The following is a 20,181-nucleotide window of genomic DNA, read 5'->3' as shown; positions in this document are numbered from 1 at the left end:
CGGGCGCGTCAGCGCCCGCTCATGATCATCCGGAAGCGCAGCTGATCGAAGATCACCGCGAGGATCAGAAGCGCGCCCAGAAGCACCATCTGCATGTAGGAGCTGACCTGCGCGAGGTTCATCCCGTTCTGCACGAGGATGATGAAGAAGCCGCCCAGCACCACGTTCTCCACGCGCCCGAGTCCGCCGCGCAGCGACACGCCCGCGATGACGCAGGCGGCGATGGATTCAAGCGCGATCGTTCCGCCCAGATTGGCCTCGCCCGATTCAACCCGCGCGGTCAGCAAAAGCCCCGTCAGCGCCGCGATCAGGGCGCAGAGGATATACGCGGTCATCAGCGTGCGCCGCGTGTTGATCGCCGACAGATGCGCGGCCTTGATGTTGCCGCCCACCGCATAGACCTGCGCGCCCGCGCGGGTGCGCGCCATGAATATCCACATCCCCGCAACGCAGAGTGCCGCGACGATCACCGGCACCGGCACACCCCAGAGCCTGCCGAAGCCGAAGACATTGCCGAAGGCGAAGGGCAGGCCCGAGACCGGGATGCCGCCCGTCAGAAAAAGGGCCAGCCCCGCGCCGACCGAGCTCACGCCCAGCGTCATGATGAAGGGCGAGACCTCGAAGACCGCGACCCCGATGCCGTTGATGCCGCCGACGAGCAGCGCCGCGCCGAAGCCCGCCAACGCACCGAGCGCGATGGCGATCCAGACCGCATCGGGAAACATCGGCGCCGCCGCGACCATCGTCATCGCCGAGACGACCGAGCTGAGCGCGATGACCGTCCCCACCGAAAGATCGAAGCCCCCCGAGATGAGCACCAGCATCTGGCCCAGCGACACGAGGATCAGATAGACCGACTGGCGCCCCACATTGACGAGGTTCTGGATGGTGAGGAACTTGTCCGAGAGCAAGGTGAAGACGATCAGCGCGATCCCGAGAAAGAAGGGCAGCACGCCCACGCGGATGAAGATCCGCTTGAGAAAGTTGTCCCGGGTCTCGCCGTCGGCGCTGGTGGTCATGCAATCTCTCCCGTGTCGTCGAAAAAGTGGCGCAGCACATTGTCTTCGGTGCGATCCGCGCCGGTCAGCTCGGCGGTGATGCGGCCTTCGGCCATCACCAGAACGCGGTGCGCGAGGTTCAGAACTTCGGGCAGATCGGAGGAAATGACGACCACCGCCTTGCCCGATGCGGCGATGTCGCCGATCAGCCGGTAGAGCGCGGCGCGCGTGCCCATATCGACGCCCACCGTCGGCTCGTCGAAGATGAAGAGGTCGGCGTCGTGCCCGAAGCTCTTGGCGAAGAGCACCTTTTGCTGGTTTCCGCCCGAGAGCTGCGCGACCGCCTTGGGCCGATAGCTGTCCTTGAGCTCGACCGTCTCGAATATCTCGGCGGAGGCGGCGCGGAGCGCGCGGGGACGGATCATCGCGCTCGCCTCGCGGCCCATCATCAGGTCGATGCCGAGGTTCTGCCAGGCGGTCTTGGCCAGATCCAGCCCCTCGGCCTTGCGGTCGGAGGAAAGGTAATGGATGCCCGCGCCGATGACGTGGCGTGTGGCGGCGCCGGTGATGTCCTCGCCCTTCCAGCGCACGCTGCCGCCGCGGATGGGCTGGATGCCCATGAGCGCGCGAAAGAGCCGCGACTTGCCCGAGCCGACGAGCCCCGCCATGCCCAGAACCTCGCCGCGCCGCGCGGCGAGCGAGGCGCCGTTCACACCCCATGCGCGCAGGCCCTCGACTTCCAGCAGCACCTCGGCGGGCGCATGAGGGATATCGGGATAGATGTCGCGGATCGCGCGGCCCGCCATCATCTCGACCAGCGTCGCCTCGTCCGTATCGGCCATTGGCACCGTGCCGATATAGGCGCCGTCGCGCAGCACGGTGACGCGGTCGGCGATGCGTTCGAACTCGTGGATGCGATGCGAGATGTAGATGATCGCCACGCCCTCGGCGCGCAGCTTGAGGATCGTCTCGAAAAGGTGGTCCACCTCGCGGTCGGTGAGCGAGGCCGTCGGCTCGTCGAGGATGAGGCATTTGGGCTGGCCGTGAAAGGCCTTGGCGATCTCGACCATCTGTTGTTGCGCGCGGCTGAGATGGGCGACGGTCTCGCCCACCGGCACATCGAAGCCGAGGCGTTCGAGAAGCGCGGCGGCGCCGCGCCGCATCGCGCGGTGATCCGTGAACGGGCCGAAGCCCGGCTCGCGCCCGAGAAACATGTTCTGCGCGACGGTCATCGTCGGAATGAGCGAGAATTCTTGGAAAACGGTATATATGCCTGCGGCCTGCGCATCCGCGACGGAGCCGAAGCGCACGGCGCGCCCCTCGACCTCGATCGTACCGCCCGAGGGCGTGTTGGCCCCGGCCAGCAGGGAAATAAGCGTCGATTTGCCCGCGCCGTTCTCACCGAAGAGCACATGGACCTCGCCGCGCGCCACGTCGAAATCGACGTGATCGAGCGCGATGACGCCGGGATAGGCGCGCGTCAGTCCGCGTGTCCGGATGAGGGGGGTATCGCTCATGTCAGATGGGTGCCTTCGAAAGGTGCGCCGGGCGGCGAGGGTGGCCGCCCGGCATGGAGGGGTCACTCGACCGAGAAGACGGGCGAGAAATCCTCGGGGGGCAGCACGGTGCTACGGTCCGTGTCGGCGATGTTGTCCTGATTGATGACGAAGATCTTCGGGCCGACATGCTTGATGACGTCCTTGCCTTCGAGAATGCGCACGGCCTGATCGACCGCCATGCGCGCCTGGATCACCATCGAGTCGGCAGGCGCCGCGGTGATGAAGCCGCGCTCGATCCCGGTCCAGACACCGGGGGTCAGGTAGAAGGCGAGAATGCCGGTCTGGTCCATCAGCCCGCGCTCGCGGATGAGGCCCTGCGCCGCCTCAGCGGTCACGGCCGTGCCCGCGATGTAATCGACCTCGGGATTGGCTTGCAGCACGTCCTCGACGAGCTTGAGCTGCGCCTCCTTGCCGGTATCGCCGTAGCGCGGCTCGAGCACGGTGACGGCGGAGCCTTCGACCGCCTGCATGAAGCCGGTGTTCGCCGCCTCGACCCAGCCCGCGCCCGCCGGGCCTGGGAACCAGCCGACGGTGACTTCATCGCTGCCGGCGGGATGCTTCTCGGCCAGGTAGTTGCCGATCTCGCTGCCCATGGTCTGGAACGAGACGAGCGCCTTGGCCGCGATATCCTGCGACGAGACGCCGTTGACCACGTCGATGACCGGAATGCCCTGGCCCGCGACTTCGGAGATGACCGAGTTGAGGCCATCGAAGGAGATCGCGCCGACGATCACGGCATCGGCGCCGCCCGCAACGCAATCCTCGATCTGGCTGATCTGGTTGGCAAGCTCGGTATAGCCGCCCGCCTCGGTCACGTTCAGCTTGACGCCGAGGCGCTTGGCCTCCTCGACGAGGCCGTAATCGACGCCCAGCCAATAGGCGTCCTTCATGTGGGGCAGGGCCGCGCAGATATTCCACGCCTTCTCGGCCTTCTCGAGCGCCTCGTAGGTGACGGGCGCGCGCTCGCCATCGGCGGCGAAGGCGGGCGTCGTCTCTTCGGCGTCATAGGGGAACCACGCGTCCTGCGCGGCGCCCGCGACCGGCATCAGCGCGGCCAGCGCGGTGCCGAGGGTAAGTTTCGTGAGGGTCTTGGTCATTGATCGTTACTCCCGTTTGGTATGCGGGCGGGCGTCATGCCCGCCTCGTTGGTGCCGCACGCGCCTAGGTCAGCGCGCTGCGGATCTTCTCGAGCCGCGCGGTGCGCGCGCGGCGAGCGTCGAGCGCCTCGGCCATGTCCACCTGCACGAAACGCACGGCGGTGTTGGGCTGAAGCTGGCCGATCAGGTCCATATCGGCCGAGATGATCGCGCCGATGGTGAAATACCCGCCCCCCGACACCGCGTCGCGGTGCAGCACGATGGGCTCGGTGCCGCCGGGGATCTGGATCGAGCCGTAGCTGTAGCAGCCATCGACGATGTTCGATGGATCCGAGCCCGCGCCGAAGGGCTGCTCGCGCTCCACGAACTTCATCGGCTTGCCGCCGCGGAAGCGGTATCCCATGCGGTCCGCCTCGGGCGCGACCTTCCACTCATCCGCGAAGAACTGCTTTTGCGAGCCTTCGGTGAGGCGGTGCCAGTATAGGCCGGGCAAAACGCGCAGCTCCACTGGCTTCGGCAGCTCGGCCAGAAGGTTCCGGTCGAGCCTGCGCTCCTTCGCCTGCGCATTGGCCGTGCCCACGGGCACGGTATCGCCCGCCGCGAGCGCGCGGCCCTCGAAGCCGCCGAGCGCGCCGATGGGATAGGTCGAGCGGCTGCCGAGCGCCGGGGGCGTGTCGATGCCGCCCGCGATGGCGATATAGATGCGCGCGCCGGTCTTGAGATATCCGAATTTCAGCGTCTGGCCTGCCTTGACCGGGAAGGATTCCCAGCATTTGCGCTCCTCGCCATCGACGAAGACGGGCATCTCCGCCCCGGCCACGGCGACCAGCGCGTCGTGGTTGAATTTCAGCTCGGGTCCCATGAAGACCGCCTCGAGACCGGCGGCATCCTCGGGATTGCCGACCAGCATGTTGGCGATGCGCATCGCGGCGCGGTCCATCGCACCGCCCTCGGGAATGCCGAGGTGGAAATAGCCCGGACGCCCCAGATCCTGAATGGTGGTCAAAAGGCCGGGTTTGATGACTTCAAACGTCATTGAGAGCCTCCATCAGCTTGGCGTTGGTGCCTTCCATGTCGCCGTTGAACTCTTCCAGGTCGAAGGTCACGGTCGCGATGCGCGGCGTGTAGGTCCCATCCTCGACCGCCTTGAGGATGCGGTCGTATTCCGCGCGGTCGATCGGCTTCCACTTGACGATGTCGCCCGGCTTGAAAAAGACCATGAAATCCTTGAGATAGCTAACCTTCTGGTCCGCATCGAAGATCGTCATCGGCGTGATGCCGAACATCTGATAGCCGCCCGCGCCGCGCACCGAATAGACGCAGGAGAAACACCCGCCATAGCCCACCGTCTGCTTCGGCGTGTCGGTGCGCGGCTTGAGGTATTTCGGCACCTCGATCTGCTTGTCGCGCTCGACCAGCTGATAAAGGAAGGGAAGGCCCGACACGAACCCGACCATCGACACGAACCAGGGCTGCGAGTGATGGGCCTCGATGAAGGCCTCGACACTGTCATAGCCATTGATGCGCGCGGCATATTCCAGATCGGTGCCGCTCGGGTCCTGATGCCGCTCGCGAAAGCGCATCACGCATTCATGCGTCCAGGGGTCCTGATAGAAGACGGGCACCTCGATGATGCGCGTCTCGAGGCGCTTTTCCGCGTTCTCGGCCTTGGCCTCCAGCTCTTTCAGCTTGGCCATCATGTCTTCGGGCGCGATCACCTCGGGATCATAGCGCACCTGAAAGGAGGCGTTGGCCGGGCAGATCTCGCGCACGCCGTCGATCTTGGCGTCGCGCGCCGCGTTGCTCATGGCGAGCGACTTGAAGAACGCGTCGAGCGACATCTCCTCGTCCATCTCGACGAAGATGTGCTCGTCGCCGCCGTATGAATACCGTGTCTTCACGATGCTCCTCCTGTCTCTTGGGTGAGGTTGCCCGCATCCAGCCACGGCTCGAGCCATTGGGTGTGGATGCGGCCCGCGCGCACGTCATCCGAGGCGGCCAGCGCCTTGTGCAGCGGGATGGTGGTCTTGAGCCCGTCGATCTTCACCGCGCCGAGCGCGCCGGCCATCTTGTCGATGGCCGCCTCGCGGGTCTGCGCATGCACGATCAGCTTGCCGATGAGCGAGTCGTAGAAGGGCGGGATCTGGTAGCCCTCGTAGAGGAAATGATCGACGCGGATACCATCCGATTCCGGCAGGTCGAGAGCGCCCACCGCGCCGGGGAACGGCATGAATTTCTTATGCGGATCTTCGGCGTTGAGCCGCACCTCGATGGCGTGGCCGTTCAGCGCGATCTCGTCCTGGCTGACGGGCAGCGCCTCGCCGCCGCAGACGCGGATCATCAGCGCCACGAGGTCGAGCCCGGTCACCATCTCGGTCACGGGGTGCTCCACCTGGATGCGCGTGTTCATCTCGATGAAATAGTATTTGTCGGCCAGCGCGTCGTAGAGATACTCGACCGTGCCCGCGCCCATGTATTCCACCGCCTCCGCCAGATCGACGGCGCTGTCGCACATGGCTTGGCGCGTCGCCTCGGGCAGGGCGAAGGCGGGCGCCTCCTCCCAGACTTTCTGGCGGCGGCGCTGGAGCGAGCATTCGCGCTCATAGCAATGCACCGCGCGTTTGCCATCCGCCAGAACCTGCACCTCGATATGACGCGGCTCACGAATGACTTTCTCGATATAGATGCCGCCATCCCCAAAGGCCGCCTCTGCCTCCTGCCGGGCCTGCGGGGCCAGCTTGGCCAGCTCCTCGGGCGTTTCAGCGATGCGGATGCCGCGCCCGCCGCCGCCTGCGCTCGCCTTGATCATCACCGGATAGCCGATGCGCTGGGCGATCTCGGCGGCGGCGTCCATGTCATCGACGCGCCCGTCCGATCCGGGCACGACCGGAACGCCCGCCGCCTCGGCGGCCTGCCTGGCCGAGACCTTGTCGCCCATGCTCTGGATCGTGTCGGCAGACGGCCCGACAAAGATCATGCCGGCCTCGACGACGGCGCGCGCAAACCGCGGGCTTTCGGCGAGGAAGCCGTAGCCCGGATGCACCGCGTCCGCGCCCGCGTCCTTGGCCGCCTTCACCACGGCGTCCACGTCGAGATAGGATTTCGACGCCTGCGCGGGACCGATGCACACCGCCTCATCCGCCATGCGCACGGCCAGCATGTCGGCATCGGCCTCGGAATGGGCCTGTATCGTGTGAATGCCGAGCGATTTGGCCGCGCGGATGATGCGCACGGCAATCTCGCCCCGGTTCGCGATGAAGAGGCGCGCGATGCTCATGTCACTTCAACGTCGCCAGAACGTCGCCCGCCGAGACGGCCGCCTCGTTCTCGGCGGTGTAGCCGCCGAAGGTGCCGTCCGCTTCGGCCTGCACCTCGATGAAGGATTTCATCACCTCAACGAGGCCGATCGTATCGCCCGCCTTGACCGCGTCGCCCGTCGATTTGAAGGGTGCGTCCTCGGGCGAGGGGCGATGGTAGAAGGTGCCCGGAACGGGGGATTGAATATCAGCCATGTGTCGTCTCCTGTTTCAGGTGTTGCTTCGGGCCAGCACGTCGGCGGCGGGCGCGATGGCGATGCCGTTCTCCGTCAGGGTCCGGCGGATGGTGCGGCCGATCTCGAGCGCGCCGGGCGTGTCGGAGTGAAAGCAGATCGATTCGAACTCGACCTCGATATCCTTGCCGTCCACCGTCTCGACCACGCCCTCCCGGCAGGCGCGCAGGCATTTCTGCGCGATTTGCTCGGGGTCCATCAGCGCGCCCTTGCGGGTGAAGACGATCATCCCGTCGGCGCCGTATTCGCGGTCGGAATAGAATTCGCGCACCACGGGGTGCGAATGGCGGCGCGCGACCTCGTGCGTGACGGCGGCGCCCATGCAGAAGAGGATGAGGTCGGGCGCGGTGGCCTGGAGCGTCTCGACGAGGTGGCGCGACAGATCCTCGTTGCGGGCGGCCTCCATATAGAGCGCGCCATGCGGCTTGACGTGCTGGAGCGGGACATCGTGGCGCCGCCCGAATTCGCGCAGCGCGCCGACCTGATAGAGAATGTCGTTGACCAGCTCGTCATCCGACGCCTCGATCTTGCGCCGGCCGAAGCCTTGCAGATCGTTGTAGGCCGGATGCGCGCCCAGCGCGACGGCATGCGCCTTGGCGAGCGCGGCGACGCGGTTCATCGAATTGGGATCCCCGGCATGAAAGCCCGTGGCGACATTGGCCGAGCTGATGATCTCCATCAGCTGCTCGTCGGGCGCGTCCCCATAGCTCCAATGGCCGAACCCTTCGCCCATGTCGCAATTGAGGTCCACAATCTTGCGCATATCGCATCCCCCCGGATGTTTTATTACCTGCAAGGTTGCGCCCGTCGCCGGTGTTTGTAAATTGTGGAATATTGCAACTCGATTATCGGATTTTCCGATAATTAAAATCCGCAGGACGCCGCATGAATCTCCGCCAGCTCAAATATTTCGTGGCGACGGCCGAGACGGCGCAGGTCAGCCGTGCCGCCTCCGCGCTGTCGATATCGCAAAGCTCGGTCACGACGGCGATCCGCGATCTGGAAACCTCGCTCGGCGCGACGCTCTTCCTGCGCACGCGGCACGGGATGGACCTGACCGATGCGGGGCGCGAGCTTCTGGCCTCGGCCTATGCGATCCTCGGCAAGATCGAGGAGGCGCAGAACCTGCGCCACCGCGACACCGACGCATCCGGCACGATCCGCGTCGCGGCGAGCTATACCGTGATCGGCTATTTCCTGCCCTATCACCTCGACCGGCTGCGCCGCCTGCATCCCAATCTCGACATCGAATTGCACGAGCTCAACCGCGATAGTATCGAGGAGGGGCTTTTGTCGAACCGCTTCGACGTGGCCGTCCTGCTGACCTCGAACATCACCAATCCGGGGCTGGAGAGCGAAACGCTTCTGCGCTCGGCCCGGCGGGTCTGGTGCGCAAGCGGGCATCCCTTCGCGCAGCGCCGCAACATCAGTTTCGACGAGATCGCGCAGGAAGACTATATCCTGCTGACCGTGGACGAGGCGGCGAACACGGCCATGAAATACTGGAGCGCGCAGACCTGCGCGCCGCGCGTGCGCCTGCGCACCATGTCGATCGAAGCGGTCCGCTCCATGGTGGCGAACGGGCAGGGCATCACGATCCTGAGCGACATGGTCTATCGGCCCTGGTCGCTCGAGGGCAAGCGCATCGCCACGGTCATGCCCGCCGCGCCGGTGCCGACGATGGATGTGGGTCTCGCGTGGCGGCGGGGGGCCGTTTTCACGCCGCAGATGGAATTGATGCATGCGTATTTCCGGCAGGCCTTCAACTCGCCCTATACCGGCTGAGGCTCAGAGGATCGGGCCGGCTGTCGCGACCGCGTTGTACCAGATGCGCCGATGATAGGGCCATGCGTCCACATCGGCGAGCGTGACCGGTATCGACGCCGCGAGATAGCTCGCCTGCCGGCCCTCGATGGCCTGCGTGAGCGCCTCGTCCTGCATCAGGATGTTGTTCTCGAAATTCAGATCGAAGCTGCGCAGATCGATATTGGACGAGCCGATCAGGCTCACCTTGCCGTCGATCGTCATGGTCTTGGCATGAAGAAGCCCGCCCTTGAATTCGCGCAGATGGCAGCCCGCCTGAAGGAGCCTGCGATAAAAGCTGCGGCTCGCGGAGGCGACGATCCAGCTGTCGTTGCGATGCGGCAGGATCAGCGTGACCTCGACGCCCCGGTAAGCCGCGGCGCAAAGCGCCTCGAGCACGGTTGCGTCGGGCACGAAATAGGGAGTCGAGATCGTCACGCGCCGCCGCGCGCAGGCCAGCGCGGTCGCGAAGAGATGCGGCGTCGAGCCGCGCCGTTCGGTCGGGCCGTGGCCCAACGCGGAGGCGGGCAGACCGGCGCCGGGCGTGGGGCAGGGCGCGCGCAAGGTCTCGGCCAGCGCGGCGGTGGGCGTGCCCGTCGCGCGCATCCAGTCGCTGGCGAACAGAAGCTGGTTCTGCGCGACGACCGGCCCGGTCAGGCGCAGCATGATATCGACCCAAGGCGCGAACTTCGCCTTGGGCAGAAACTCGGGATCGGCCGAATTGCGGCTGCCGCAATAGGTGACCCTGCCGTCGATCACGGTAATCTTGCGATGATTGCGCATGTCGATGCGGCTGGTCAGGATCGTGCGGATCGGATTGTCGATCGGCATGGCGACGGCAAGCTCGACGCCCGCCTCGCCCATACGCCGCCACAGATCCGAGCGGATGAGACCGCGCGAGCCGAGCGCATCTGCCATCGCGCGGCAGGCGATGCCGCGCCCTGCCGCGCGGATCAGCGCCTCGGCGAGTTCGGTGCCGGTGGTGTCGGTCAGCCAGATGTAATAGAGCGCGTGCACATGATGCGTCGCCGCATCGATATCCTCGAGCATGCGCCGCCGCGTTTCCTCGGCATCCTCCATGAGCTCGGCGGTATTGCCCGGCACCGGATGAAAGCCGTTGATCGAGGCGCCGTAGGCGAACAGGGGACGAAAGCGCGAGGCGATCTCGGCGCGGATGGTCGCAGCCTCGCCCATCGCCGCCCCGGCGAGGCGGTGCATCTCCTCGTGCATGCTGCGGTGGCGCGCGCGCGCGTGGCGGCCCAGCTCGATCTCGCCGAAGAGCATGTAGATGATGGTGCCGATCACCGGCAGCAGTACCAGAACGATGATCCAGGCGAGCCGCGCGGGCGGCGAGAGATCATCGCGAAGCATGAGGCGCACGGTCATCCCGGCGACCACCGCGATATGCAGCAGCAGTGCGTAGTTCATTGCTTGGCTTCTTTCGGTTTTGGGGTTTTCAGCGCGTCCGGCCAGTCGAGATCGAGCACGACGGGCAGGTGATCGGATGCGCGGGCGGCGAGATCCGAGGCATGCACGCGCGCCGCCAGATGTTCCAGCTCGCCCCGCAGCACGAAACGGTCGAGCGGCGCGCTGGGCCGCGCGGCGTGAAAGCTGTTACCGGGCAGGATCATGCGGCACCCTGGGCCGAGCAGGCGCGGGATCGCGGCATCCTCACGCCAGGCGTTGAAATCGCCCGCGATGAGGACGGGATGATCGGCGCCCGCGATCCGCTCTCCCAGCGCGGCGAGTTGGCGCGCGCGCACCCTGCGCGCCAAGGCCAGATGCACGCCGATCACCTCGAGGCCCGGATCGCCGAACCGCGCCGACACGGCGCCGCGCGGCTCGAGCGAGGGCAGCTCGATGCGGGCGGCATCGGTAAGAACCAGCGAATGGTCGCGGTAGAGGATGAGATTGCCATGCCAGCCATGGCTCGCCTCGCGCACCGACAGATCGACGGCCCGAAGCCCCAACGCCTCGCGCAGGGTATCGGCGGGCAGCACGCCCGCGCGTGCACCGATCCGTTTGTCGGCCTCTTGCAGGATCACGATATCGGCGTCGATCTCGCGCAGCACGTCCACGATGCGGTCCGCATCGCGGCGCCAGTCGAGGCCGACGGCCTTGCGGATATTGTAGCTCGCAACCCGCATCGGACCCTCAGAGCAGCCATTCGACCGGCAGCCAGCCGATCAGTTTGAGCGCCGCGCGCTTTGCGGCGCTCGTGCCCGGCTCGGTCCGTGTGCTCGCGCCCGTCGCAGGGTCGGTCCAGGTCAGCGCGCCCTCATCGAGCGTCACGCGCCAGGCGCGTCCGGCGAGATCGGCGTCGAAGGCGTCATGCATGCGACCGGCCATGCGGGGGCTGTCGATCAAAAGGCCCATTTCCGTGTTGAGAAGGGCCGAGCGCGGATCGAAATTGAACGAGCCGATGAAGATGCGCGCGCCATCCACCGCGAAGGTCTTGGCATGAAGGCTCGCGCCCGAGGAGCCGAAGGGGCCATGCGCCTCGCGCGGCATCGCGGCGCCCGCCTCGCGCTTGAGCTCGTAGATTTCCGTGCCCGCCTCCAGAAGCGCGCGCCGCCGCTTGGCATAGCCCGCATGGACCGGCAGCACGTCCGTCGCCTCGAGCGAATTGGTCAGCATCCGCGTCTGCGTGCCGACCCGCTCGAGCGCCGCGAAAGCCTCGGTGCCCGCGCGGCCCGGCACGAAATAGGGCGAGACCCCGTCGAAGCGCGTCTCGACCTCGCCCACCGCGCGCATGAGCCGCGACGCCAGGAGATCCTCGCGCGGCGCGCGGCCCATGCCCTTGGCCGGATCGTCGCTGACCAGAACCGCGTCGGTCCATTCGAGATCGGCATGCCCGGCCTTGAGCTGCGGGATGAGATCGGATTGCGCCAGAAGCGCGCGATACTCGGCCATCTGCCCGTCGCCCTCGAAGGCCGCGACGCGCGCCGCGATGGGATCGCCCTGCGGCGGCTCGCCGAGGATGCGGCCCGCGCGATAAACCGCCTCGGCCGACCAGTAGCGATCGAAATCCGTGGCGACTTCGGGCACGATCCGGCCCACGGCCAGCACGTCGAGATCGACATAGATCGCCGACTCTCCGGTATCGAAATACTGGTCCCCGACATTGCGCCCGCCGAGGATGGTGGCGGTCCCGTCGACGGTGAAGGACTTGTTGTGCATGCGCCGGTTCAGCCGGAAGAAATCGATGGCGAAGGACAGCATCTTGGGGCGGCGCAGGTTGAAGGGGTTGTAGAGACGCACCTCCGCATTCTCATGCGCATCGAGCGCGGCGAGTTCCGCGTCCATGCCCGATATGCCGTTGTCGTCGAGCAGGAGCCGCACGCGAACGCCGCGCTCCGCCGCCCGCGCCAGCGCGTCGAGCAGAAGCGCGCCGGTCAGATCGTTCTGCCAGATGTAGTATTGCGCATCGATCGAGGATTGCGCGGCCTCGGCGAGGATCATCCGCGCGGCGAAGGCATCCGCACCGCTGGTGAGGGGCAGCGCGCCCGTCTTGCCCGGATGCGCCGCCTCCTGCCGGTCGAGCGCGCGCGAGAGCGCGCTTTGCTCGGGCGGCGGGAGCGAGGCGGTGTCGATCCGCCCGTCCTGCGGCGGCAGCGCGAAGATGACGCGCGTCGCGATAATGGCGAGCAGCGCGACGCCGACGATGCCGAGCAGGACCTTGAGCGCGGTCATCATGGGGCGGTCTCCTTCGGGTCTGCCGGCGCCCAGGCAGAGGCGATCATACGGCGGGGCTCCGCATGTCTTGCACATGGCGCCTGCGGCGTCGAGAGCGCGGGGGACGGCGCGCCGCGCGTCAGAAGCGGTTCACCGGCAGCTTGAGGTAATGACGCCCGTCGCTCTCGGCCTCGGGCAGGGCGCCCGCGCGCAGGTTGATCTGGAGCGCCGCCAGCATGCGGTCGGGCAGGGGCAGCGTCGCATCGCGCGCGTCGCGGACGGCGATGTAATCGGCCTTCTTGGTGCCGTCCCTCACATGCTTGTTCTCGGCCCTGTGCTCGGCCACGGTCGCCTCCCATGCGGGCGCATCGCGGCTCTCCGAGCCGTAGTCGTGCCCGATGAAGAGGCGCGTCTCGCGCGGGAGCGACAGGATCGCCTGGATCGAGTCCCAAAGCTCGGCGGTCGATCCGCCGGGAAAGTCGGCGCGGCTGGTGCCCGTATCTGGCATCATCAGCGTGTCGTGCACGAAGGCCGCGTCCCCGCAGACATAGGTGATCGAGCCGAGCGTGTGCCCCGGCGACAGCATCACCCGCAGATCGAGCGCGCCGATGCCGAACCTGTCGCCGTCCTCGAAGAGGTGGTCGAAATCGCGGTCCACGTCGAAGGCGTCGGGCGTGTTGTAATAGTCGCGCCACAGCTCCGCGATCTCGCGCACCTTGGCCCCGATCCCGTTCGGCACGCCCAGCCGCTCCTTGAGCTGGCGCGACGCCATCAGATGGTCGGCATGCGGATGCGTGTCGAGGATCTTCTCGATCTTCAGATCGTGCCGCGCGGCGAGGGCCAGCACCTCGTCCATGCTGCGCGTGGAGGTCGCGAAGCTCTTGGGGTCGAAATTCCAGACCACGTCGATGAGCGCGGCCTTACGCGTCTCGGGGCAGGCGCAGATATACTGGATCGATCCGGTATCGGCCTCGTAGATGCCCCAGACATCGGCACTGCCCGGGCCGCTGGAGGGGGAGTGTCGGACGATTGAGTCGATGCTGTCGCTCATGGGTCTGCTCCTTTCTGTCGTCATGCTCTTTTCTTGAGATATGTGCCCGCGGCCAGTCCTGCCAGCATCGCGGGCAGGAATGCCAGGGTGCCCGGCGCGCCGATCAGGAGCGCGGTCCAGGCCGGGCCTGGGCAGTAGCCGCCGATGCCCCAGCCGATCCCGAAGATCGCGGCGCCCGTGAGGAGCGGCGCGTCGATGCGCCCCGGTCCGGGCAGATCGAACCTTTCCATCAGCACGGGCCGGGCGCGGCGCCATGCGATGCGGAAGCCGATGAAGGCCGTCAGGGACGCGCCGCCCATCACGAAGGCGAGGCTGGGATCCCAGGCGCCGAAGATATCGAGAAAGTTCAGGACCTTGGCGGGGTTCGCCATGCCCGAGAGGATGAGGCCGATGCCGAAGACGAGGCCCGCGATGAAACCGAAGAGGATCCGCATCATGCGCCCCCCGCGATGACGTGGCGCAGCACGAAGACCGTCGCCGCCGCCGCGATCATGAAGACCGCCACCGCCGCGAGCGAGCGCGGCGAGAGCCGCGCGAGGCCGCAAACCCCGTGCCCCGAGGTGCAGCCCGAGCCGAGCGATGTGCCGAGCCCCACCAGAAGCCCCGCCATGGCCATGCCGACGAGACTGGGCGGCAGCGTCTGCGCGGGCATGCCGCCCGTGGCGGTCCACCAGATGAGAGGCGCCGCGACGAGCCCCGCCAGAAACGCGATCCTCCAGCCCTTGTCGCTGCCCGTCGCGGCGCCTGTCGTGATCCCGGCGATGCCGGTGATGCGCCCGAAAAGCGCCATCACCATCACCGCCGAGAGGCCGATGAGGATGCCGCCCGCGAGCGAGGCGTAGGGGGTGAATTCCGTTGGCGAGATGGGGGGCATGACCGGCTCCTTCGGCAATTCCTGCCCGGCCGCGCCGGGCGCCGCCCGCACTATCGCGCCGCGCGCGGAGGGGTTCAAGAGGGAGCGTGGTTCATCCCCTTTGCGCTTGAAGCGAGCGGGGCGGGCTTCTACGATTCCGGCATTCATGAAGGAGACGACATGGCCGTGCCCCCCTTCCGCAAACCGGCCGAGCGCAAGCGCGGGTCGGGCGTGCAGTATATCTACGGCGTCCTGCGCGACGAAATCCTGAACCTGACCCTCGCGCCCGGCAGCCCCATCGACGAGGTCCGGCTTTCCGAGCGTCTCCAGATGTCGCGGACCCCGATCCGCGAGGCGCTGGTCCGCCTGGCCGCCGAGGGGCTTGTCACGACCTTGCCGAACCGCTCGACGGTCGTCGCCAACATCGATTTCCTGAACCTTCACACCTTCTTCGATGCTATCACTCTGATGTATCGCGTGACGACGCGCTTCGCGGCGGAGAACCGCACCGATGCCGATCTCACGATCATCCGCGCGCGTCAGGCGGAATTCGCGCAGGCCGTCGCCGCGCAGGACGCGCTCGCCATGATCGCGACGAACCGCGAATTTCATGCCGCCATCGCCGCCGCTGGGCGCAACCCCTATTACGAGGGCCTCTTCCTGCGCCTGCTCGACGAGGGGCGGCGCCTTCTGCGGCTCTACTATTCGTCCTTCGACGACCGCCTTCCGGCGCGCTACGCAGCCGAGCACGACCGGATGATCGCGGCGATCGAGGCCCGCGACATCGACACCTCGGACAGTCTGGCACGCGCGCATGCGGACCAGATCACGGCGCAGATCCGCGCGATGATCGCGGCGGACCGGCGCCACGACATCGCATTATAGGCGCCGGGCGCCCGTCCATTTTTTGTCGACAAATAAAATGCAAGATGTAGGATCAGGCAATACATCGCCTGCGCCTCGCCTGCGTGCAGCCCTTGCCCTCGCGCCGTTTTCGGACCCTCGGCGCCTTATTCGGAGGAAGTTTCATGACCGCCAGCATATTCTCGGGCACGGTTCCCGCCTTGATGACCCCCTGCAAAGCCGACCGCAGCCCCGATTACGACACGCTGGTGCGCAAGGGGCGCGAGTTGATCGACATGGGCATGCGCGCGGTCGTCTATTGCGGGTCGATGGGGGATTGGCCGCTTCTGACGGATGAAGAGCGGATGGAAGGCGTCGCCCGCCTCGCCGAGGCGGGCGTGCCCGTCATCGTCGGCACCGGCGCGGTCAATACCAGGATCGCGGCGGAGCATGCCGCTCATGCGCAGAAAGTGGGTGCGCAGGGTTTGATGGTGATCCCGCGCGTTCTGTCGCGCGGCATCTCGCCCGCAGCGCAGCGCAGCCATTTCAAGGCCGTTCTTTCGGCGGCGCCCGATCTTCCCGCCGTGATCTACAATAGCCCCTATTACGGCTTCGCGACCCGCGCCGATCTTTTCTTCGCGCTGCGGGCCGAGCACAAGAACCTCGTGGGCTTCAAGGAGTTCGGCGGCCCCGAGGATCTCAGCTATGCGGCCGAGCACATCACCAGTGCCGACGACGAGGTCGTGCTGATGATCGGCGTTGATACCACTGTCTATCATGGCTTCGTCAATTGCGGCGCGGCGGGCGCGATCACCGGGATCGGCAATGTGCTGCCGCGCGAGGTTCTGCATCTCGTCGCGCTCAGCAAGGCCGCCGCCGCGGGCGATGCCGAGGCGCGGGTCCGCGCGCAGGAGCTCGACGCCGCCATGCAGGCGCTCTCGACCTTTGATGCGGGGCCGGATCTCGTCCTTTATTTCAAGCATATGATGGTGCTGAACGGCGAGCGGGAATACGCGCTGAATTTCAACGAGGACGATGTTCTGTCGGAGAGCCAGCGCGGCTATGCCGAGGCGCAGCTGAAACTCTTCCGCAATTGGTATGCCGATTGGAGCAAGCAGCCCGGCGCGGTGGCGAAATACGCGGCCTGATATCGGCCAATGGGTACGAGGCGGCCCCGCCGGAAATGGCGGGGCCGCCTTGCGTCTCAGTCGACCGCGTCCAGTCCAAGCTCCTCGAGCCGGCCGAGATGCGCGATTTCCTCCGCGCTCAGCGCGATGCCCTTCTCCATCGCCTTTCGGCGCGCGGCGAAGCGGCGCTGCGACGGCAGCCGGGCGCCCTGGCCGGTGATCGCGTCGAAGAGCGTCTCGGCCCGCGCCATCGCACTTCCTTCGCGCCCGGCGGAAAAACGCGCGGGATCGAAGGCGAGGATGAGCTCGCCATGCGCCGGGAGCATCGTGAAATCGCCCAGCCGGTCCAGCGCCTCGCGGCTGGTCAGATCGCCGATCATGGCGCCCGCCAGAAGCTCGATCATCGTGGCGATGGCCGATCCCTTGTGCCCGCCGAAGGGCAGCATCGCGCCGTTCAGCGCCGCCTCGGGATCGGTCGTGGGATTGCCGTCCGAATCGACCGCCCAACCCTCGGGCAGGGGAGTGCCCGCGCGGCGATGCAGCTCGATCTCGCCGCGCGCGGCGACGCTGGTGGCGAAGTCGAAGACATAGGGATCGGCGCTCTCGCGCGGCCAGCCGAAGGCGAAGGGGTTGGTACCCATCAGCGCCTCGTTGCCGCCCGTGGGCGCGACGGTGGAATAGCTGGGGCACATCGCCATCGCGGCGAGGCCATGGGAGGTCAGCGCCTCGATCTCGGGCCAGAGGGCGGCGAAATGGGTGCAATCGTTGATGACGAGCGCCGCGAGACCAAGCTCCTTGGCGCGGCGCGCGAGTTCGGGCGCGCCAAGCTCGAAAGCGGCGTTGGCGAAGCCGCCATGCGCCGCGACGCGCAGGATCGCGCCATCCTCGGGCGCAAGCTCGGGCACGGCGTCGCGCGTGACCATGCCCGCCTTGACCGTGCGCAGGCAGCCGTCGATGCGGTAGATGCCGTGGGACTTGCACGCGTCCCGCTCGCCCGCGGCGATCGTCCGCGCCACCGCGTCGGATTGCAGCGCGGAAAGGCCGGCGCGCTGGAAGATGCGGGAGACGCGCTCGGTCAGGGCGTCGAAGGTCAGAATGGTGTCGCTCATCACGGCCTCGTCGGTTTGCTTGTCTCTTTGCATACATGCTGTATGCTTGATCCCGCGCGGCGCGCGCGTGTTCGTATCGCGCGCCGGGCGGTGGTCACCAATGCAAGTTAAGCGTTTCGGAGCGCATGGAAAACACCCGATCTGGGGCATCGTGGCGCGGCCCGCACATCCGCCGCCGGGCTGGCCAGCGCGCGGGGCGGCGTGGTAGCGGTATGAACGGCATGGCCGCTCGGAATTGGGTCGGCGAGGAGGATGGCATGAAACGGGTCGGAGCCGCGCCGTGACGCGCAATGTGATCGTCGTCGGCGCGGGCGTCATCGGTCTCTCCATCGCGCTCGAGGCGCAATCGCGCGGCCTTGCGGTTCGCGTGATCGACCGCACCGGTCCCGCCGCGGGCGCCTCCGCCGGGAATGCGGGCGCCTTCGCCTTCGCCGATATCCTGCCGCTCGCCTCGCCGCGCATCATGCGGCAGGCGCCGAAATGGCTCCTCGATCCGCTCGGGCCGCTCAGCGTGCCGGTGGCCTACGCGCCGCGGCTTCTGCCGTGGATGTGGCGGTTCTGGCGCGCGAGCCGCCCGGCGCAGGTGGCCGCGTCGACGGTGGCGCAGACCGCGATGATGCGCCATGCGCAAGCGACGCTCGACGGCTTTCTGGCCCGCGCGGGCGCCTCCAACATGCTGCGCCGCGAGGGACAATTGCAGGTCTACGAGGGCGGCGCGCAGTTCGACGCCTCGCTCGAGGGCTGGCGCGCGCGCGAGGAGGGCGGGGTCGCCTTCCGCCATCTCGAAGGCGACGAGATACGACAGATGCAGCCCGGCCTGTCGCCGCGCTTCACCCATGCCACCTTCACCCCCGGCTGGGCCACGATCGACGAGCCGAAGCTCTATGTCGAAACGCTGGCCGGGAAGTTCGTCGCCGATGGCGGCGAGATCATCATCGCGGATGCCGAGGCGCTGACCGAAGAGGGCCTGCGCAGCAGCGCGGGCGAGATGTCGGGCCGCGTCGTCATCGCGGCAGGCGCGCATTCGCATCACCTCGCGCGCAGTGCCGGTGTCAGGATCCCGCTCGAGACGGAGCGCGGCTACAACACGACGCTGCCCCATGGCGGGATCGAGCTGCGCCAGCACATCACCTTTCCGGCGCATGGCTTCGTCATCTCGAAGCTGAACGGGCGCCTGCGCGTCGGCGGCGCGGTCGAGCTGGGCGGGCTGACCGCGCCGCCCAACTACAAGCGCGCGGATGCGATGCTGCGGAAGGCCAAGGCGTTCCTGCCCGGCCTTGATATCACGGGCGGCACGCAGTGGATGGGCTTTCGCCCCTCGCTGCCCGACAGCCTTCCCGCCATCGGCCCGCTGCCCGGTCATCCGAACGTTATCTGCGCCTTCGGTCACGGCCATCTCGGCCTCACGCAATCGACGGCGACCGCCGATATCGTCGCCGATCTCTTGACAGGCAAGGCGCCGGGCATCGACATGGCCCCATTCTCGCCCGCGCGGTTCCAGAGGCCCATATGACGCAACATACCTTTCCCTGCATCGACGGTCATACCTGCGGGAACCCCGTACGCCTCGTCACCGGGGGTGCGCCGATCCTGCATGGTGCGGACATGCTCGAGAAACGGGCGCATTTCCTGGCCGAATACGACTGGATCCGCACCGGCCTCATGTTCGAGCCGCGTGGCCACGCCCAGATGTCGGGCGCGATCCTCTATCCGCCGACGCGCTCCGATTGCGATGTCGCGGTGCTCTTCATCGAGACCTCGGGCTGCCTGCCCATGTGCGGCCACGGCACCATCGGCACCGTCACCATCGCGCTCGAGAACGGTCTCGTGCGGCCGCGCGTGCCGGGGCGCCTCGCGCTCGAGACGCCCGCGGGGCGCGTCGATGTGAGCTACCGGCAGGAGGGGCGCTTCGTCGAGGAGGTGCGGCTGACCAACGTGGCGTCGTTCCTGCATTCCGAAGGTCTGAGCGTCCATGTCGAGGGGATGGGCGAGGTGGTGGTCGATGTCGCCTATGGCGGCAATTTCTACGCCATCGTCGAGCCGCAGAAGACCTTCGCGGATATCGCCGATTTCACGGCCTCGCAGCTCATCGGCCTCAGCCCGCGCCTGCGCGCCGCGCTCAACGCGAAATACGAATTCATCCATCCCGAGCATCCGAGCATCAACGGGCTGAGCCATGTCCTCTGGACCGGCGCGCCGCGCGATCCGGGCGCCGATGCGCGCAACGCGGTCTTCTACGGCGACAAGGCGATCGACCGCTCGCCCTGCGGGACCGGCACCTCAGCGCGCATGGCGCAGCGCGCCGCCAAGGGCCTGCTCGGGCCCGGCGACACCTTCGTTCACGAGAGCATCATCGGCTCGCTCTTCACGGGCCGCATCGAGGCGCGCGCCGAGGTCGCGGGCAGGCCCGCCATCGTCCCGTCCATCGCGGGTTGGGCGCGGGTCACCGGCTTCAACACGATCTTCATCGACGAGCGCGATCCCTTCGCGCATGGGTTCGTCGTCATCTGAAAGGA

Annotated in this window: 20 protein-coding genes; 5 read left to right on the top strand and 15 right to left on the bottom strand. The window is 67.2% G+C overall.

What is annotated here, in order from left to right; all coding sequences use genetic code 11:
- Positions 1–8: 8 nt before the first annotated feature.
- The 8 genes from ACGRVM_RS08210 to ACGRVM_RS08175 all read right to left on the bottom strand — a co-directional run bounded on the left by ACGRVM_RS08210 (position 9) and on the right by ACGRVM_RS08175 (position 7,967).
- Positions 9–1,019, bottom strand: coding sequence for an ABC transporter permease (locus ACGRVM_RS08210; protein WP_377170992.1), 1,011 nt, complete (start codon positions 1,017–1,019; stop codon positions 9–11).
- Positions 1,016–2,515 carry a sugar ABC transporter ATP-binding protein gene (locus ACGRVM_RS08205; protein ID WP_377170994.1) on the bottom strand — a complete coding sequence of 500 codons (1,500 nt, stop codon included), beginning with the start codon at positions 2,513–2,515 and terminating at the stop codon, positions 1,016–1,018. The genes ACGRVM_RS08210 and ACGRVM_RS08205 overlap by 4 nt, the downstream gene beginning before the upstream one ends.
- Positions 2,516–2,577: 62 nt before the next feature.
- Positions 2,578–3,654, bottom strand: a complete 1,077-nt coding sequence (gene torT, locus ACGRVM_RS08200; RefSeq protein WP_377170996.1) for a TMAO reductase system periplasmic protein TorT — start codon at positions 3,652–3,654, stop codon at positions 2,578–2,580.
- 64 nt (positions 3,655–3,718) lie between these two features.
- Complete coding sequence (locus ACGRVM_RS08195; RefSeq protein WP_377170998.1) at positions 3,719–4,690, bottom strand: 5-oxoprolinase subunit C family protein; 972 nt, start codon at positions 4,688–4,690, stop codon at positions 3,719–3,721.
- On the bottom strand, positions 4,680–5,555 hold the full coding sequence (locus tag ACGRVM_RS08190) for a 5-oxoprolinase subunit B family protein (RefSeq protein ID WP_377171000.1): 876 nt from the start codon (positions 5,553–5,555) through the stop codon (positions 4,680–4,682). Before ACGRVM_RS08190 ends, ACGRVM_RS08195 begins: the two co-directional genes overlap by 11 nt.
- Complete coding sequence (locus ACGRVM_RS08185) at positions 5,552–6,931, bottom strand: acetyl-CoA carboxylase biotin carboxylase subunit (RefSeq protein WP_377171002.1); 1,380 nt, start codon at positions 6,929–6,931, stop codon at positions 5,552–5,554. Before ACGRVM_RS08185 ends, ACGRVM_RS08190 begins: the two co-directional genes overlap by 4 nt.
- 1 nt (position 6,932) lies before the next feature.
- On the bottom strand, positions 6,933–7,166 hold the full coding sequence (locus ACGRVM_RS08180; protein ID WP_377171004.1) for an acetyl-CoA carboxylase: 234 nt from the start codon (positions 7,164–7,166) through the stop codon (positions 6,933–6,935).
- A 15-nt stretch (positions 7,167–7,181) separates the two neighbouring features.
- On the bottom strand, positions 7,182–7,967 hold the full coding sequence (locus ACGRVM_RS08175) for a 5-oxoprolinase subunit PxpA (RefSeq protein ID WP_377171006.1): 786 nt from the start codon (positions 7,965–7,967) through the stop codon (positions 7,182–7,184).
- Between the two features lie 122 nt (positions 7,968–8,089).
- Here ACGRVM_RS08175 and ACGRVM_RS08170 point away from each other — a divergent pair, with 122 nt between their 5' ends.
- Positions 8,090–8,989, top strand: a complete 900-nt coding sequence (locus tag ACGRVM_RS08170; protein ID WP_377171008.1) for a LysR family transcriptional regulator — start codon at positions 8,090–8,092, stop codon at positions 8,987–8,989.
- 3 nt (positions 8,990–8,992) lie between these two features.
- Here ACGRVM_RS08170 and cls read toward each other — a convergent pair whose 3' ends face one another.
- The 6 genes from cls to ACGRVM_RS08140 form a co-directional block, all read right to left on the bottom strand.
- Positions 8,993–10,435 carry a cardiolipin synthase gene (cls, locus tag ACGRVM_RS08165; protein ID WP_377171010.1) on the bottom strand — a complete coding sequence of 481 codons (1,443 nt, stop codon included), beginning with the start codon at positions 10,433–10,435 and terminating at the stop codon, positions 8,993–8,995.
- Positions 10,432–11,154 carry an endonuclease/exonuclease/phosphatase family protein gene (locus tag ACGRVM_RS08160; RefSeq protein ID WP_377171012.1) on the bottom strand — a complete coding sequence of 241 codons (723 nt, stop codon included), beginning with the start codon at positions 11,152–11,154 and terminating at the stop codon, positions 10,432–10,434. The genes cls and ACGRVM_RS08160 overlap by 4 nt, the downstream gene beginning before the upstream one ends.
- 7 nt (positions 11,155–11,161) lie before the next feature.
- Positions 11,162–12,703 carry a phospholipase D family protein gene (locus ACGRVM_RS08155; RefSeq protein ID WP_377171015.1) on the bottom strand — a complete coding sequence of 514 codons (1,542 nt, stop codon included), beginning with the start codon at positions 12,701–12,703 and terminating at the stop codon, positions 11,162–11,164.
- A 118-nt stretch (positions 12,704–12,821) separates the two neighbouring features.
- Positions 12,822–13,733, bottom strand: coding sequence for an MBL fold metallo-hydrolase (locus tag ACGRVM_RS08150; protein WP_377171018.1), 912 nt, complete (start codon positions 13,731–13,733; stop codon positions 12,822–12,824).
- A gap of 20 nt (positions 13,734–13,753) precedes the next feature.
- Complete coding sequence (locus tag ACGRVM_RS08145) at positions 13,754–14,167, bottom strand: DUF6691 family protein (RefSeq protein ID WP_377171396.1); 414 nt, start codon at positions 14,165–14,167, stop codon at positions 13,754–13,756.
- The gene (locus tag ACGRVM_RS08140; protein ID WP_377171020.1) at positions 14,167–14,607 is read right to left on the bottom strand and encodes a YeeE/YedE family protein; all 441 of its coding nucleotides are present in this window, start codon (positions 14,605–14,607) and stop codon (positions 14,167–14,169) included. The genes ACGRVM_RS08145 and ACGRVM_RS08140 overlap by 1 nt, the downstream gene beginning before the upstream one ends.
- Before the next feature lie 159 nt (positions 14,608–14,766).
- Here ACGRVM_RS08140 and ACGRVM_RS08135 point away from each other — a divergent pair, with 159 nt between their 5' ends.
- The gene (locus ACGRVM_RS08135; protein ID WP_377171022.1) at positions 14,767–15,471 is read left to right on the top strand and encodes a GntR family transcriptional regulator; all 705 of its coding nucleotides are present in this window, start codon (positions 14,767–14,769) and stop codon (positions 15,469–15,471) included.
- 143 nt (positions 15,472–15,614) lie between these two features.
- On the top strand, positions 15,615–16,577 hold the full coding sequence (locus ACGRVM_RS08130; protein WP_377171024.1) for a dihydrodipicolinate synthase family protein: 963 nt from the start codon (positions 15,615–15,617) through the stop codon (positions 16,575–16,577).
- 56 nt (positions 16,578–16,633) lie between these two features.
- On the opposite strand, the gene ACGRVM_RS08125 is transcribed toward ACGRVM_RS08130, so the two are convergent.
- Positions 16,634–17,665: an Ldh family oxidoreductase gene (locus ACGRVM_RS08125; protein WP_377171026.1), complete on the bottom strand. Its 1,032-nt coding sequence runs from the start codon at positions 17,663–17,665 to the stop codon at positions 16,634–16,636.
- A gap of 280 nt (positions 17,666–17,945) precedes the next feature.
- On the opposite strand from ACGRVM_RS08125, the gene ACGRVM_RS08120 reads away from it, so the two are divergent.
- Entirely contained in the window at positions 17,946–19,178 is a 1,233-nt protein-coding gene (locus ACGRVM_RS08120; RefSeq protein ID WP_377171029.1) for an NAD(P)/FAD-dependent oxidoreductase, read from the top strand.
- Positions 19,175–20,176 carry a 4-hydroxyproline epimerase gene (locus tag ACGRVM_RS08115; protein ID WP_377171031.1) on the top strand — a complete coding sequence of 334 codons (1,002 nt, stop codon included), beginning with the start codon at positions 19,175–19,177 and terminating at the stop codon, positions 20,174–20,176. The genes ACGRVM_RS08120 and ACGRVM_RS08115 overlap by 4 nt, the downstream gene beginning before the upstream one ends.
- The last annotated feature ends 5 nt before the right edge of the window (positions 20,177–20,181 follow it).

Origin of the sequence: Roseovarius aquimarinus (genome assembly GCF_043661195.1) — a bacterium.
Lineage (GTDB): Bacteria > Pseudomonadota > Alphaproteobacteria > Rhodobacterales > Rhodobacteraceae > Roseovarius > Roseovarius aquimarinus.
This window is presented reverse-complemented; position numbering and strand designations above follow the sequence as displayed.

Coding starts and splice junctions, on each gene's coding strand:
- ACGRVM_RS08210 (WP_377170992.1), bottom strand. CDS start 1,019: ATGACCACCAGCGCCGACGGCGAGACCCGGGACAACTTTCTCAAGCGG.
- ACGRVM_RS08205 (WP_377170994.1), bottom strand. CDS start 2,515: ATGAGCGATACCCCCCTCATCCGGACACGCGGACTGACGCGCGCCTAT.
- torT (WP_377170996.1), bottom strand. CDS start 3,654: ATGACCAAGACCCTCACGAAACTTACCCTCGGCACCGCGCTGGCCGCG.
- ACGRVM_RS08195 (WP_377170998.1), bottom strand. CDS start 4,690: ATGACGTTTGAAGTCATCAAACCCGGCCTTTTGACCACCATTCAGGAT.
- ACGRVM_RS08185 (WP_377171002.1), bottom strand. CDS start 6,931: ATGAGCATCGCGCGCCTCTTCATCGCGAACCGGGGCGAGATTGCCGTG.
- ACGRVM_RS08180 (WP_377171004.1), bottom strand. CDS start 7,166: ATGGCTGATATTCAATCCCCCGTTCCGGGCACCTTCTACCATCGCCCC.
- ACGRVM_RS08175 (WP_377171006.1), bottom strand. CDS start 7,967: ATGCGCAAGATTGTGGACCTCAATTGCGACATGGGCGAAGGGTTCGGC.
- ACGRVM_RS08170 (WP_377171008.1), top strand. CDS start 8,090: ATGAATCTCCGCCAGCTCAAATATTTCGTGGCGACGGCCGAGACGGCG.
- cls (WP_377171010.1), bottom strand. CDS start 10,435: ATGAACTACGCACTGCTGCTGCATATCGCGGTGGTCGCCGGGATGACC.
- ACGRVM_RS08160 (WP_377171012.1), bottom strand. CDS start 11,154: ATGCGGGTTGCGAGCTACAATATCCGCAAGGCCGTCGGCCTCGACTGG.
- ACGRVM_RS08155 (WP_377171015.1), bottom strand. CDS start 12,703: ATGATGACCGCGCTCAAGGTCCTGCTCGGCATCGTCGGCGTCGCGCTG.
- ACGRVM_RS08150 (WP_377171018.1), bottom strand. CDS start 13,733: ATGAGCGACAGCATCGACTCAATCGTCCGACACTCCCCCTCCAGCGGC.
- ACGRVM_RS08145 (WP_377171396.1), bottom strand. CDS start 14,167: ATGCGGATCCTCTTCGGTTTCATCGCGGGCCTCGTCTTCGGCATCGGC.
- ACGRVM_RS08140 (WP_377171020.1), bottom strand. CDS start 14,607: ATGCCCCCCATCTCGCCAACGGAATTCACCCCCTACGCCTCGCTCGCG.
- ACGRVM_RS08135 (WP_377171022.1), top strand. CDS start 14,767: ATGGCCGTGCCCCCCTTCCGCAAACCGGCCGAGCGCAAGCGCGGGTCG.
- ACGRVM_RS08130 (WP_377171024.1), top strand. CDS start 15,615: ATGACCGCCAGCATATTCTCGGGCACGGTTCCCGCCTTGATGACCCCC.
- ACGRVM_RS08125 (WP_377171026.1), bottom strand. CDS start 17,665: ATGAGCGACACCATTCTGACCTTCGACGCCCTGACCGAGCGCGTCTCC.
- ACGRVM_RS08115 (WP_377171031.1), top strand. CDS start 19,175: ATGACGCAACATACCTTTCCCTGCATCGACGGTCATACCTGCGGGAAC.